We start from the raw sequence: 14,818 nt of genomic DNA, 5'->3' as shown, positions 1-14,818 counted from the left end.
CGCGTATAGGATTTTCAAGGAGCCTCATGTTTACGGTTTATCATTCCAATCAGCTGGACGTGCTGAAAACGCTGACCAGCGTCCTGATCGCCAGAGAACCGTTGGCCGACCCTTTCCAGCAGGAGGTGGTGTTGGTACAAAGCCCGGGGATGGCGCAATGGCTGCAGATGCAGCTGGCCGAGCAGTTCGGGATTGCCGCCAATATCGAGTTTCCGCTGCCGGCGACCTTTATCTGGGAAATGTTCACCCGCGTGCTGCCGGGCATCCCGAAAGAGAGCGCCTTCAGTAAGGACGCCATGACCTGGAAGCTGATGTGGCTGCTGCCCGAGATGCTGACGCAGCCCGAATTTGCCCCGCTGCAGCACTATCTGACCGACGACGGCGATAAGCGCAAAATCCACCAGCTTGCCGGACGCGTGGCCGACCTGTTTGACCAGTATTTGGTGTACCGGCCACAGTGGCTGGAAAGCTGGCAGCGCGGCGAATTGGTCGCCGAGCTGCCCGAGGCGCAGCAGTGGCAGGCGCCGCTGTGGGCGCGGCTGGTGCAGTATACCCAGGAGCTGGGGCAGCCGGAGTGGCACCGCGCCAACCTGTATCGCCGCTTTATCGCCACGCTGGAACAGGCGCAGCAGTGCCCGCCGGGGCTGCCGAAGCGGGTATTCATTTGCGGCATTTCGGCGCTGCCGCCGGTCTATCTGGAGGCGTTGCAGGCGCTGGGCAGACATATTGATATTCACCTGATGTTCACCAACCCGTGCCGCTACTACTGGGGCGATATTCAGGACTACGCGTTTCTGGCGCGCTTGCAAAGCCGCAAGCGGCGTCGCCACCATCAGGCGCAGGAGCAGGGACTATTCCGCGATCCCGAGCAGGCGGCACAGCTGTTTGACGCCGAAGGGGGGCAGCAATTGAGCAACCCGCTGCTGGCGTCATGGGGCAAACTGGGGCGCGATCACCTGTATCTGTTGGCGCAGATGGAGAGCCTGCAGGAGGTTGACGCCTTTGTCGATATCCCGGCGGACAATCTGCTGCATGGCATACAGCGCGATATGCTGGAACTGGAGGATTGCGCGGTGATCGGCACCACGCCGGACACCTTTGAACGCAGCGACGGCAAACGCCCGCTTGACCCCGACGACCGCTCGCTGAGCCTGCACGCCTGCCATAGCCCGCAGCGCGAGGTGGAGGTGCTGCACGACCAGCTGCTGGCGATGCTGGCGGACGATCCGCAGCTTACCGCGCGCGATATTATCGTGATGGTTGCCGATATCGACAGTTATACGCCGTATATTCAGGCGGTGTTCGGCAATGCGCCGGCTGACCGCTACCTGCCGTTCGCCATTTCCGACCGCAAGGCGCGTCAGGCGCATCCTGCGCTGCAGGCCTTTATTTCTCTGCTTGATTTACCGCAGAGCCGCTTTACCTCTGAACAGGTGCTGTTGCTACTGGAGGTGCCAGTGCTGGCCGCGCGCTTCGCTATTCAGGAGGAGGGGCTACGCCTGCTGCGCCGCTGGGTGGCAGAGTCCGGCGTGCGCTGGGGGCTGGATGACGATAACGTGCGCGAGCTGGCGCTACCGACCACCGGTCAACACACCTGGCGTTTTGGCATCACCCGTATGCTGCTGGGCTATGCCATGGACAGCAACGTCGGCGACTGGCAGGGGGTGCTGCCGTACGACGAGTCCAGCGGACTGGCGGCGGAGCTGGCCGGCCAGTTGGCGGAACTGCTGACGCAGCTTGCCCAGTGGCGTCAGCGCCTCAGTGAAACGCGCACCCTGGCGGAATGGGCGCCGCTGTGCCGCCAACTGCTGGAGAGCTTTTTTGCCGCCGATGGCGACACGGAAGCCGCGCTGGCGCTGATAGAAAAGCAGTGGCACCAGGTGTTGGAGCACGGCACCAATGCCCGCTATCCCGACGCGGTGCCGCTGAGCCTGCTGCGTGACGAGCTGGCGGCGCGTCTTGATCAGGAGCGGATCAGTCAGCGCTTTCTGGCCGGGCAGATCAACTTCTGCACGCTGATGCCGATGCGTTCTATCCCGTTCAAAGTGGTGTGCCTGCTCGGCATGAACGACGGCGTTTATCCGCGTACGCTGCCGCCGCTGGGGTTTGACCTGATGGCGCAGCAGGTAAAACGCGGCGATCGCAGCCGCCGCGACGACGACCGCTATCTGTTCCTGGAAGCCATTTTATCCGCGCAGGAAAAGCTGTATATCAGCTTTATCGGCCGCTCGATTCAGGACAACAGCGAACGTTACCCGTCGGTGCTGGTGACGGAGTTGTTGGAGTATCTGCAGCAGAGCTACTGCCTGCCGGGGGACGAAGCGCTGGATGTGGACGCCAGCGCGCGTCGGGTTAGCGAACATTTACTTCGCTGGCATGCCCGGATGCCGTTCGCGGCGGAAAATTTCATACCGGACAGCGAGGCGCAAAGCTACGCCGCCGAATGGCTGCCGGCCGCCGACGGGCGCGGCCAGGCGCACCCTGAGTTCAATCAGCCGCTGCCGGCCGAACTCCGCGTTGAGATCGCGCTGGATGAGCTGCTGCGCTTCTACCGTCACCCAATCCGCGCATTCTTCCAGCAGCGCCTGGGCGTGAGCTTTGTGTTGGAAGAAACCGAGCTGCCGGATGAAGAGCCGTTTACGCTGGATAACCTCAGCCGCTATCAGTACAACAATCAGCTGCTGAATGCGCTGATTGACGGCGACGATGCGGCGAAGCTGTATCAGCGCATCAGGGCCTCCGGTGGTTTGCCCTACGGCGCCTTCGGCGAGATTTATTGGCAGAAGCAGCAGGAAGAGATGGAGGAGCTGGCGGCTCAGGTGCGTGAGGAGCGTCGGGAGAGCGGCAGCCTGGAACTGGATATCAGCGTGGCGGGCGTGCATATCGGCGGCTGGCTGCATCAGGTACAGGAGGATGGCCTGCTGCGCTGGCGGCCGGCTGCCCTGTCGGCGGTGGACGGCATTCTGCTGTGGCTGGAGCATCTGCTGTATTGCAGCGCGGGCGGCCAGGGTGAAAGCCGCATGCTGGGGCGCAAGAATTCGGTCTGGCGCTTTGCCGCCCTGCCGGCGGACGCGGCGCAGGCGCAGCTGGCGGAGCTGGTGGCCGGCTATCAGCGCGGTCTGTGCCAGCCGCTGATGCTGCTCAATAAGAGCGGCTGGGCCTGGTTAAACCAGTGCTATCAGCCGGAAAATCAGGCGATTGACTGGAGCGAAGAGGCGCAGGCCAAAGCGCGCGCTAAACTGCTGCAGGCCTGGCAGGGCGACCAGCGCATTCCCGGCGAAGGGGAGGACCCTTATGTTCAGCGGGTGCTGCGCCAGCTGGATAATGAGGCTCTGGCGCAAATTTTAGCGGAAACAGAACGTTACCTGCTGCCGGTCGCCAGACATAATCTGGGATAATGGGCCCGGGTGGTGCACCGTGGCGGGAGGTGGTAAAACTAGGTCTCGCCGTAGGTGAATAGCGGGTTTTAGCGTGACAGTAAGTACTTACCGGGGAGCTGTCGCTACGGCGTATTGTGACGCGTCGACCTGCCCGGTATGACATTTTTGTTGTTTTTTGATCGGCCTTGCCGGCGTCCTGGAACGGACGCAGCGGGGCGGAAATAGGGGTTTAATTTGGATATGCGCAGACGTTGGGCCCGCCTTTGCGGGGTAATGTTGTTGGTAGTATTCTGGGCGCCGTCAGGCTGGGCCGGGCAGGGATGGCAGCCGCTGGCGGAGAAAATCCATAAAAGCGAGCACGATCCGCGCCATTACCAGGCCATCAAGCTGACGAACGGCATGACGGTGCTGCTGGTCTCTGATGAGCAGGCGCCTAAGTCGCTGGCCGCGCTGGCCCTGCCGGTCGGTTCTCTGGAAGATCCTGACAGCCAGCTGGGGTTGGCGCACTATCTGGAACATATGGTGCTGATGGGCTCCAAACGCTATCCGGATCCGGAAAACCTGTCCGAATACCTCAAAAAACACGGCGGCAGCCACAATGCCAGCACCGCGTCGTACCGCACCGCCTACTATCTGGAGGTGGAAAACGATGCGCTGGAGCCGGCGGTGGACCGCATGGCCGATGCGATAGCCGAACCGCTGCTGGACCCCGGCAATGCGGATAAAGAGCGCAACGCGGTGAATGCCGAGCTGACCATGGCGCGTTCGCGTGATGGCATGCGTATGGCGCAGGTCGGGGCGGAAACGCTGAACCCGGCGCATCCGAGCGCGCGCTTTTCCGGCGGCAACCTCGATACGCTGAAGGATAAACCCGGCAGCAAGCTGCATGAGGCGCTGACGAGCTTCTATCAACGCTATTACTCCGCCAATCTGATGGTCGGGGTGCTCTACAGCAACCAGCCGCTGCCGCAGCTGGCTGCGCTGGCGGCGAAGACCTTCGGCCGGGTGCCGGATCATCAGGCTGACGTTGCGCCGATTACCGTACCGGCGGTGACCAAAGCGCAGCAGGGCATCATCATCAATTACGTGCCGGCGCAGCCGCGCAAGCAGCTGAAGGTCGAGTTCCGTATCGATAACAACAGCGCGGCTTTCCGCAGCAAGACCGATACCTATATCAGCTACCTGATCGGCAACCGCAGCAAAAATACGCTGTCTGACTGGCTGCAGCAGCAGGGACTGGCCGATGCCATTAACGCGGGCGCCGATCCGATGGTGGATCGCAACGGCGGGGTGTTTGTCATCAGCGTGTCGCTGACGGATAAAGGCCTGGCGCAGCGTGACCAGGTGGTGGCCGCGATCTTTAACTACCTGAACATGCTGCGTCAGCAGGGCGTCAAAAAAAGCTACTTTGATGAAATTGCGCACGTGTTAAATCTGGATTTCCGCTACCCGTCGATTACCCGCGATATGGACTATATCGAGTGGCTGGTGGATACCATGCTGCGCGTGCCGGTCGAACATACGCTGGATGCGCCTTATCTGGCGGACCGTTACGACCCTGACGCCATTAAACGGCGTCTGGATGAAATGACGCCGCAAAACGCCCGCGTGTGGTTTATCAGCCCGAACGAGCCGCATAACAAAACGGCGTACTTTGTCGATGCGCCGTATCAGGTGAATAAAATCACCCCGCAGCGTTTTGAACAGTGGCAGCGCCTGGGACAGGGGATTTCGCTGTCGCTGCCGGCGCTGAACCCGTATATCCCGGATGACTTTACCCTCACCGCGCCGTCGCACCGCTTTACCCAGCCGGAAGTGGTGGTGAATCAGCCGGGGCTGCGCGTGCTGTATATGCCGAGCCGCTATTTTGCTGATGAGCCGAAGGCCGACGTAACCGTCGCTTTCCGCAACGCTGAAACCATGAATTCGGCGCGCAATCAGGTGTTGTTCTCGCTGACGGATTACCTGGCCGGTATCGCGCTGGATCAGCTGAGCTATCAGGCTTCGGTCGGGGGCCTGAGTTTCAGCACCTCGCCGAGCAACGGCCTGCAGTTTAACGCCAACGGCTTTACCCAGCGCCTGCCGCAGCTGCTGACGTCGCTGATTGAAGGCTACGCCGGCTTTACGCCGACCCAGGCGCAGTTGGATCAGGCCAAGTCCTGGTATCTGCAGCAGCTGGATGCCGCCGAAAAAGGCAAAGCCTTCGAACTGGCGATCCAGCCGATTCAGATGGTGTCGCGCGTGCCCTATTCGGAACGCAGCGAACGGCGTGAAGTGCTGAAAAACCTGACGCTGAAAGACGTGCTCGCCTACCGCGACGGCCTGCTGAAAAACGCCACGCCGGAAATGCTGGTGGTGGGCAATATGAGCAAGCCTCAGGTTGACCAGCTGGCGTCCGCGCTGAAGCAGAGCCTCGCCTGCCGCGGCGTGACATGGTGGCACGGGGAAAATGTCCGCGTTGATAAAAAACAGCTGGCGAATCTGCAGCGCGCCGGCAGTAGCACCGACTCGGCGCTGGCGGCGGTCTATATCCCAACCGGATATGATGAAATCAGCGGCATGGCGCACAGCTCACTGCTGGGACAGATCATTCAGCCCTGGTTCTATAGCCAGCTGCGCACCCAGGAACAGCTGGGGTATGCGGTGTTTGCCTTCCCGATGTCGGTCGGGCGGCAGTGGGGCGTCGGTTTCCTGCTGCAGAGCAACAGCAAACAGCCGGACTACCTCTATCAGCGCTATCAGGACTTCTATCCGAAGGCGGAAAAACGGCTGCGCGCGATGAGCGCTGCGGACTTTGCCCAGTATCAGCAGGCGCTGATTAATGAACTGAAACAGCGGCCGCAAACGCTGAGCGAGGAGGCAGGGCGCTTTAGCAATGACTTCGAGCGCGGTAATTTTGCCTTTGACACGCGTCAGAAGCTGATCGCACAGATAGAGCAACTGACGCCGGCCAAGCTGGCGGACTTCTTCCATCAGGCGGTGATGCAGCCGCAGGGGCTGGCGGTGCTGTCTCAGGTCAGCGGCAGCAGCCAGGGCAAAGCCGATTATGCGGCGCCGCAGGGCTGGACCGCTTATCCGAATGCGTCCGCGCTGCAACAGACCATGCCGCGTCAGGTGGTTAAACCATGACGACGCTGACTCCGCAAACGCTCGATCCGTTAACGCTGCCGCTTTACGGCGAACGGCTGATTGAAGCCTCGGCGGGGACCGGTAAGACCTTCACCATTGGCGCGCTGTATTTGCGCCTGCTGTTGGGGTTGGGTAAGCAGGCGGCGTTTTCGCGCCCGCTGACGGTAGAGGAAATTTTGGTGGTGACCTTTACCGAGGCCGCTACCGAAGAGCTGCGCGGCCGTATCCGCAGCAATATTCACGGGTTGCGCATCGCCTGCATTCGCGGGCGGGAGCACTGCGACAATCCGCTGTTTGCCGCGCTGATGGCGGAGATTGACGATCTGTCGGACGCGGCGGCGCAGCTGCTGGCCGCCGAGCGGCAAATGGATGAGGCGGCGATCTATACCATCCACGGTTTTTGTCAGCGCATGCTGACCCAGAACGCCTTTGAGTCCGGCATTTTGTTTGAACAAACGTTGGTGCAGGACGAGCTGCCGCTGCGCCGGCAGGCCTGCGCCGACTTTTGGCGTCGCCATTGCTATCCGCTGCCGCTGGACGTTGCGCGCGCGGTCAGCCAAGAGTGGAGCGGGCCGGAAGCTTTGCTGAGCGATCTGTCCGCCTATCTGCACGGCGAGGCGCCGACGCTGCGTCAGCCGCCACAGCAGGATGAAACGCTGCTGGCGCGCCACCAGAAGATTGTGGTGCGCATTGACGCTATCAAGGCGCAATGGATCGCGGCGGCGGCTGACCTGCACGACCTTATCAGCAGCTCCGGCGTCGATAAGCGCAGTTACAGCAGCAAACACTTGCCCAACTGGTTACACAAGGTCGGCGAGTGGGCCGGGCAGGAGACGCTGGATTATCAGCTGCCGAAAGAGCTGGAAAAGTTCCGCCAGTCGACGCTGCTGGAGAAAACCAAGAAGGGCGAGGCGCCGCGTCATACCCTGTTTGACGCCGTCGACGGCCTGTTTGCCGAACCGCTGACGCTGCGCGATCTGGTGATGGCGCGCGCGCTGAGCGAGATCCGTACCTCAATTCAGCAGGAAAAACGCCAGCGCGCCGAGCTGGGGTTTGACGATCTGTTGAGCCGGCTGGACGGCGCGCTGCAGAGCGCCGGCGGCGATCGGCTGGCGCAGGCGATACGTCAGCGTTATCCGGTGGCGATGATCGATGAGTTTCAGGATACCGATCCGCAGCAGTACCGCATTTTCCATAAGTTATATGTCGGTCAGGCGGAGTGCGGACTGCTGCTGATTGGTGATCCCAAACAGGCGATTTATGCGTTCCGCGGCGCGGACATTTTCACCTATATGCGCGCACGTTCTGAGGTAAGCGCACACTATACGCTGGAGACCAACTGGCGCTCTTCGCCGACGATGGTCGGCAGCGTCAACCGGCTGTTCTCGCGGCTGGAAAAACCGTTCCTGTTCGGTGAGATCCCGTTTATTGAGGTGGCGGCGGCGGATAAAAACCATCAGCTGGCGTTTGAACTGCATAACCGGCCCCAGGCCGCCATGCACTTCTGGCTGCAGCCGGGCGACGGCGTGGGAGTAAGTGACTACCAACAGCAGATGGCGCGGCTGTGCGCGACGCAAATCCGCGACTGGCTGAACGCCGGGCAGCGCGGGGAGGCCTGGCTGGCGGACGGCGACAGGCGGCGGCCGGTGCAGGCGTCAGATATCACCATTCTGGTGCGCAGCCGGGCGGAGGCGGCGCTGGTGCGCGATGCGCTCAGCCTGCTGGCGCTCCCTTCGGTCTACCTGTCGAATCGCGACAGCGTGTTCGATACGCCGGAGGCTAAGGATCTGCTGTGGCTGCTGCAGGCGGTGCTGGCGCCGGAGCAGGAGCGTACGTTGCGTAGCGCGATGGCGACCGGCCTGCTGGGGCTGGATGCGCCGACGCTGGACGCCCTGAACCATAACGAGCGGGCGTGGGACGCGCTGGTTGATGAGTTTGACCAATACCGCACGCTGTGGCTGCGGCGCGGCGTGCTGCCGATGCTGCGCGAGGTGATGACGCAGCGGCACCTGGCGGAAAACCTGCTGGCCAGCCCCGGCGGTGAGCGGCGGCTAACCGATGTGATGCATCTGGGCGAACTGCTGCAGGAGGCGTCGGCGCAGCTCGACAGCGAGCATGCGCTGGTGCGCTGGCTGGCGCAGCAGATCGCCCAGCCGAACAGCCAGTCGGACAACCAGCAGCTGCGTCTGGAAAGCGATCGCCACCTGGTGCAGGTGATGACGATTCACAAGTCGAAAGGGCTGGAGTATCCGCTGGTCTGGCTGCCGTTTGTCGGCAACTATCGCCAACAGCAGCAGGTGTTGTATCACGATCGTCACAGCTTCAAGGCCCTGCTGGATCTGAATGCCGATGAAGAGAGCATCGCCTGGGCGGAGGAAGAGCGGCTGGCGGAGGATTTGCGCCTGCTGTACGTCGCGCTGACGCGTTCGGTGTACCACTGCAGCATCGGCATTGCACCGCTTATTCAGGGCACGCGTAAGAAGCAGGGAGAGACCGATTTACATCGTAGTGCGCTGGGATATCTGGTGCAGGGCGGTCAGGCGGGGGACGCTGCCTGTTTGCAGAGCTGTCTGCAGCAGCTGGCCGATGAAAGCATTGCGCTCTCGCTGCTTGAGACGCTTGATGAGCAGCCCTGGCAGCCGCAAAGCGTGAGGGCGGAGCAGCTGGCGGCCAGACAGGTCAGCCGGCAGATGCAGGATTTCTGGCGGGTAACCAGCTATACCGGCCTGCAGCAACACGGCGCCGGGCTGATGCAGGATTTGCTGCCGCGGCTGGACGTCGACGCCGCGGGTGAGCAGGCGGTTGAAAGTGAGCCATCACTGACTCCGCATACCTTTCCGCGCGGCGCCGCGCCGGGCACCTTCCTGCACAGCCTGTTTGAGACGCTGGATTTTACCCAGCCGCTGGATCCCGCCTGGTTGGCGGAGCAGTTGCAGCTGAACGGCTATGACGCATATTGGCAGCCGGTGCTGCAGACGTGGATGGAGACGCTGCTGCACACCGTGCTGAATGACAGCGGCGTTACGCTGGCGCAGCTGACGCCGCAGGCGAAACAGGCGGAACTGCAGTTTTATCTGCCGATCGGCCAACTGCTGCAGGCCACGCAGCTGGATGCGTTGGTGAAGCGCTACGATCCGCTGTCGGCGCGCTGTCCGGCGCTGGATTTTCAACGGGTGCAGGGGATGCTGAAAGGCTTTATCGACCTGATTTTCTGCTGGCAGGGGAAATATTACCTGCTCGACTATAAGTCCAACTGGCTGGGGGACGACAGCAGCGCCTATACGCAGCCGGCGATGGCGCAGGCGATGGCGGAACACCGTTATGACCTGCAGTATCAGCTGTATACCCTGGCGCTGCATCGCTATCTGCGTCACCGTCTGGCGGACTATGACTATCAGCGTCATTTTGGCGGCGTGATTTATCTGTTTTTGCGCGGCGTCGACGGTCAGCATCCCGGCAACGGCATCTTTGCCTGCCGGCCCGCCGCCGAACTGGTTGAGGGCATGGATCGGCTGTTCAGCGGCGACGATAACCCGGGAGACTCTGAAGCATGATGCAGCTACTACAACAGGCGGTCGCGCTTGGCGTGTTGCGTCCGTTGGACGTGCAGTTCGCCCAGGTGGTCGCCGGGCCGGAACGGCCGGATATGTTGCTGGCGGCGGCCTGCCTCAGCGCGGAAGCCGGTGCCGGCCACGTCTGTCTGCAGCTGGAGCAACTGCTGCCGGAGACATTATTCGGCGCCCGCCAGCCTGAGCTGGCGCAGGCGGTCTGGCAGGCCGCCGGTCAGCCGGACGTTGAGGCGTGGCGAGCCCTGCTGCTGTCGTCATCGGCGGTCAGCGACGGCAGCTTGCCGACGCCGCTGGTGCTGCAGCAGCAGCGTCTCTACCTGCAGCGCATGTGGCAAAGCGAAGGCGAGGTGGCGGACTTTATCGGCAGTGACGATACGCCACAGCCTATCGATCCGCAGCGTTTACGGCCGATCCTGGATCGCCTGTTTGGCGAGGCGGAAGCGACGCCGGACTGGCAGAAAATCGCCGCCGCCGTTGCCGCTACGCGGCGCATTGCGGTGATTTCCGGCGGGCCGGGCACCGGCAAAACCACCACGGTGGCGAAACTGCTGGCGGCGCTGGTGCAGCTGGCCGATGGTGAACGGCTGCGCATTCAGCTCGCCGCGCCGACCGGGAAAGCGGCGGCGCGCCTGACCGAATCGCTCGGCAGCGCCAGCCGCCGGCTGGGGCTGACGCAGCAGCAGCTGAGCCTGTTTCCTTCCGAAGCCGCCACGCTGCACCGCCTGCTGGGCGCGCAGCCGAACAGCCAGCGCATGCGTTACCATCGCGGTAACCCGCTGCATCTGGACGTGCTGGTGGTGGATGAGGCGTCGATGGTGGATTTACCGATGATGGCGCGGCTGATCGCCGCCTTGCCCGCACATGCCAGAGTGATTTTCCTTGGCGACCGCGATCAGCTGGCCTCGGTGGAGGCGGGCGCGGTGCTGGGGGATATTTGCCGCTTTGCCGAGCAGGGCTACAGCGAGGCGCGTGCGGCGCAGCTCAGCCAGCTGACCGGCTGTGCGCTGCAGGGGCAGCCGGCGCAGGCGGCTGCGGCGGTGCGCGATAGCCTGTGTTTGCTGCGTAAAAGCTACCGTTTTGACGCCAACTCGGGCATTGGACAGCTGGCGTTCGCGGTTAACGCCGGCGATGTCCGGGGCGCGCGTGCGGCGCTGGACGGGCGTTTTGGCGACGTGGCCGGCTATCCGCTGGCGGAGACGGCGGACTATCAGGCGCTGCTGGATGCCTGCGTGGCGGGCTATCGCGATTACCTGACGCAGGTGGCCGCCGGCGTTGATGCGCAGCAGGTGCTGGATGCATTCGGACGTTTTCAGGTGCTGTGCGCCCTGCGGGAAGGACCGTTCGGCGTCAGCGGGCTGAATGAACGCATTGAAACCGGCCTGCAGCGCGCCGGATTGATCCGGCGTGCGTCCGGCGCCGCGGGGCGTTGGTATCGGGGGCGTCCGGTGATGATCGGCCGCAACGACAGCGCGCTGGGGCTGTTTAACGGCGATATCGGCATTGCCTTGCCGGATGCGGCAGGGGAATTGCGCGTTCACTTTCAACTGCCGGACGGCAGCATCAAATCGGTGCAGCCAAGCCGCTTACCGGCGCATGAAACCGCCTATGCGATGACGGTGCACAAGTCGCAGGGATCGGAGTTTGACCATACGGTGCTGGTGCTGCCCAACCATTATCTGCCGGTGCTGACGCGGGAACTGGTGTATACCGCCATTACCCGCGCGCGTCAGCGGCTGTCGCTGTACGCTGCCGATAAGGTTTTGATGAGCGCCATACGTACGCCGACGCAGCGCCGCAGCGGGCTGGCCGAACGCCTGCTGCTGGCGAGCGATGAACAGGGGCGCTAACCGCGCCCCTTAACGGTTTACAGGTCGGCCAGCAGGATTTTTGAGCGGCGCTGATAGTTGTACAGCGCCTGTTTCTGCATCGGCAGTACGTCCACCTCCGCTGGCGTGAAGCCGCGCTCCTGGAACCAGTGAATGCTGCGGGTGGTGAGCACGAACAGTTTTTGCAGCCCCATCTGCCGCGCTTGGCTTTCCACCCGCTGCAGCAGCATTTCGCCGCGCGATGAGCTGCGGTAATCCGGATGCACCGCCACGCAGGCCATCTCGCCAATCTTCTCTTCCGGGAAGGGGTAGAGGGCCGCACAGGCGATGGTCAGGTTATCGCGCTCAATAATGGTGAACTTGTCGATTTCCATCTCCAACTGCTCGCGTGAGCGGCGCACCAGAATACCCTGCTGTTCCAGCGGGCGAATCAGCTCGAGAATGCCGCCGATATCATTGATGGTCGCCCGCCGCACCTGCTCGGCGCTTTCCATCACGATCTGCGTACCGATACCGTCGCGGGAGAACAGTTCCTGCACCAGCGCGCCGTCTTCCTGATAGCTGATCAGGTGGCAGCGCCGCACGCCGCTGCGGCAGGCTTTGACCGCGCCGCGCAGGAAACGAACGGTGCCGGAGTGGTAGTCGCCGTTCTCCTCCAGTGCATCAAGACGTTTCTGCGCATCGTTGGGGAACAACTCGGAGATGATTTCGCCCTCGGCATCGGTCACCCCCTGCGAAGAACAAAAGCCGATCATCTTTTCCGCTTTCAGCTTGCTGGCCAGTTGGGTCGCCACCTCTTCAGAGGTCAGGTTGAAACTTTCACCGGTGACGGAGACCGCCACCGGGCCGATCAGCACGATGGCGCCGCTGTCCAATTGGCGGTGAATGGCCTCTTCATCAATACGGCGGATACGTCCGCTGTGGTGGTAGTCCACGCCGTCATCAATGCCCAGCGGCTGGGCGATAATAAAGTTGCCGCTGACCACGTTGATATGCGCGCCCTGCAGTGGCGTATTGTTCAGGCTCATCGACAGCCGGGCGGTGATATCCAGCTGCAACAGGCCAGCCGCCTGTTTGACCAGCTCCAGCGTTGGCGCATCGGTCACGCGGGTATGCTTGTGATAAGTCGGCTCGAGATGATGCAGCGCCAGATTGGCGTCAATCTGCGGACGCGCGCCGTAGACCACCACCAGGCGAATGCCCAGGCTGTGCAGCAACCCGATATCGTTGACGATATTAGTAAAGTTTTCATGCTCAATCGCCTCGCCACCGAGCATCACGACGAATGTCTTGCCGCGGTGGGCGTTGATATAGGGAACTGAGTGACGGAATCCTTGAACCAGCTCTGTACTACGTTCCTTCACGGCAAACCTCATGTGAATATTTATACGGTATTTTTGTATTTTTATTCCTTTCTGCCGCCGATGGCAAGGGGGAATTTGCGTTGTTTTCCCCGCTAACACTGTTAAATCGTTAATAAATTGAAAACCCATAAAAAGATTTTCTGATGACAGCGACGAATGGATTCGTTAAAGTTTTCGCCATTGTCTCTATTTTGCTGTTTTTTTAGTCTACTGCTATTGGTTGGAGCCGCATGTCAAACGATAATCACAATCTGGGTCGCCGTCGTCTGTTGCAGGGGGTTACCGCAACCTGGTTGCTGAGCGTGAGCCGTGTCGGTTTTGCCGCGTCATCGCATGTCATTGCGGTGCGCGTCTGGCCTTCATCTACCTATACGCGCGTGACGCTCGAGTCCAACGTGGCGCTGAAGTACAAACAGTTTGCGCTGACCAATCCCGACCGGATTGTGGTGGATATCGAAGGCGTACAGTTGAACAGCGTGCTGAAAGGCATTGCCTCGCAGGTGCAAAACAGCGACCCCAACCTGAAGCAGGCGCGCGTCGGCCAGTTTGATAAAGACACCGTACGTCTGGTGCTGGAGCTGAAGCAAAGCGTCAGCCCGCACATGTTCACCCTGGCGCCGGTCGCGGAATACCGCAACCGTCTGGTGCTGGATATGTATCCCAGTAAGCCGGCGCCGGGGGATGATGAATATGATCCGCTGTTGGCATTGCTGGAAGATTACAACAAGGGCGATCTGGAACGGACGCTGCCGGCGCCGGCGCAAGCGCCACAAACCGGCAAGGCGGGGCGTGACCGGCCGATCGTCATTATGCTCGATCCGGGGCACGGCGGTGAGGATCCCGGCGCGATCGGCAAGTACAAAACGCGCGAGAAAGATATCGTGCTGCAGATTGCCCGCCGCCTGAGAACGATGATCAAGCGCGAACCGAATATGAAAGTCTTTATGACGCGCAATGAAGACGTCTTTATTCCGCTGAAGGTGCGGGTGGCAAAAGCGCGCAAGCAGCGCGCCGATCTGTTTGTCTCCATCCACGCCGATGCCTTTACCAACCGCGCGGCGCGCGGCTCGTCGGTGTTTGCGCTGTCGACCAAAGGGGCGACCAGCGCCGCGGCGCGCTATCTGGCGCAGACGCAGAACGAATCAGATCAGATTGGCGGCGTCAGTAAAAGCGGCGATCGCTACCTGGACCACACCATGTTCGATCTGGTGCAGACGGCGACCATCAATGACAGCCTGAAGTTTGGCAAGGAAGTGCTTAATCGGATGGGCGGCATCAACCGGCTGCATAAGAACCGTGTCGATCAGGCCGGCTTTGCGGTGCTGAAGGCGCCGGACATTCCTTCCATTCTGGTGGAGACGGCATTTATCAGCAACGTGGAAGAAGAGCGTAAGCTGCGTACCAGCCGTTTTCAGCAGCAGATTGCGGAATCCATACTGGCAGGCATCAAGGCTTATTTCTCCAACGGCGGGGCGAGACGCTAACGGGAAAGCAGGGCGCTGGGCTGCGGCCCGGCGTGATGGTTTTGGCGTTTTGCGGATTTCAGATAC

At 61.6% G+C, this 14,818-nt stretch carries 6 protein-coding genes; 5 read left to right on the top strand and 1 reads right to left on the bottom strand.

Features of this window, described 5'->3' with window-relative positions; genetic code table 11:
• Window positions 1–26 precede the first annotated feature (26 nt).
• From recC to recD, 4 genes are all read left to right on the top strand, one after another.
• Window positions 27–3,398, top strand: coding sequence for an exodeoxyribonuclease V subunit gamma (recC, locus tag D781_RS17150; protein ID WP_015673589.1), 3,372 nt, complete (start codon window positions 27–29; stop codon window positions 3,396–3,398).
• A 222-nt stretch (window positions 3,399–3,620) separates the two neighbouring features.
• A complete protein-coding gene (gene ptrA, locus D781_RS17145) occupies window positions 3,621–6,509 on the top strand; it encodes a pitrilysin (protein WP_041412192.1) in 2,889 nt (962 codons plus the stop codon).
• The gene (recB, locus tag D781_RS17140) at window positions 6,506–10,063 is read left to right on the top strand and encodes an exodeoxyribonuclease V subunit beta (RefSeq protein ID WP_015673587.1); all 3,558 of its coding nucleotides are present in this window, start codon (window positions 6,506–6,508) and stop codon (window positions 10,061–10,063) included. Before ptrA ends, recB begins: the two co-directional genes overlap by 4 nt.
• Complete coding sequence (recD, locus tag D781_RS17135; protein ID WP_015673586.1) at window positions 10,060–11,925, top strand: exodeoxyribonuclease V subunit alpha; 1,866 nt, start codon at window positions 10,060–10,062, stop codon at window positions 11,923–11,925. The genes recB and recD overlap by 4 nt, the downstream gene beginning before the upstream one ends.
• A gap of 17 nt (window positions 11,926–11,942) precedes the next feature.
• On the opposite strand, the gene argA is transcribed toward recD, so the two are convergent.
• Window positions 11,943–13,280 (bottom strand): amino-acid N-acetyltransferase, encoded by a 1,338-nt coding sequence (gene argA, locus D781_RS17130; RefSeq protein WP_161805810.1) that lies wholly within the window; start codon window positions 13,278–13,280, stop codon window positions 11,943–11,945.
• 218 nt (window positions 13,281–13,498) lie between these two features.
• On the opposite strand from argA, the gene amiC reads away from it, so the two are divergent.
• Window positions 13,499–14,752 carry an N-acetylmuramoyl-L-alanine amidase AmiC gene (gene amiC, locus D781_RS17125; protein ID WP_015673584.1) on the top strand — a complete coding sequence of 418 codons (1,254 nt, stop codon included), beginning with the start codon at window positions 13,499–13,501 and terminating at the stop codon, window positions 14,750–14,752.
• Window positions 14,753–14,818 lie beyond the last annotated feature (66 nt).

Origin of the sequence: Serratia sp. FGI94 (assembly GCF_000330865.1) — a bacterium.
Classification (GTDB): domain Bacteria; phylum Pseudomonadota; class Gammaproteobacteria; order Enterobacterales; family Enterobacteriaceae; genus Serratia_B; species Serratia_B rubidaea.
This window is presented reverse-complemented; position numbering and strand designations above follow the sequence as displayed.

What these genes read in the sequence shown, in the direction of transcription:
- recB (WP_015673587.1), top strand. Translation starts at nt 6,506, where the DNA reads ATGACGACGCTGACTCCGCAAACGCTCGATCCGTTAACGCTGCCGCTT.
- amiC (WP_015673584.1), top strand. Translation starts at nt 13,499, where the DNA reads ATGTCAAACGATAATCACAATCTGGGTCGCCGTCGTCTGTTGCAGGGG.
- recC (WP_015673589.1), top strand. Translation starts at nt 27, where the DNA reads ATGTTTACGGTTTATCATTCCAATCAGCTGGACGTGCTGAAAACGCTG.
- ptrA (WP_041412192.1), top strand. Translation starts at nt 3,621, where the DNA reads ATGCGCAGACGTTGGGCCCGCCTTTGCGGGGTAATGTTGTTGGTAGTA.
- recD (WP_015673586.1), top strand. Translation starts at nt 10,060, where the DNA reads ATGATGCAGCTACTACAACAGGCGGTCGCGCTTGGCGTGTTGCGTCCG.
- argA (WP_161805810.1), bottom strand. Translation starts at nt 13,280, where the DNA reads ATGAGGTTTGCCGTGAAGGAACGTAGTACAGAGCTGGTTCAAGGATTC.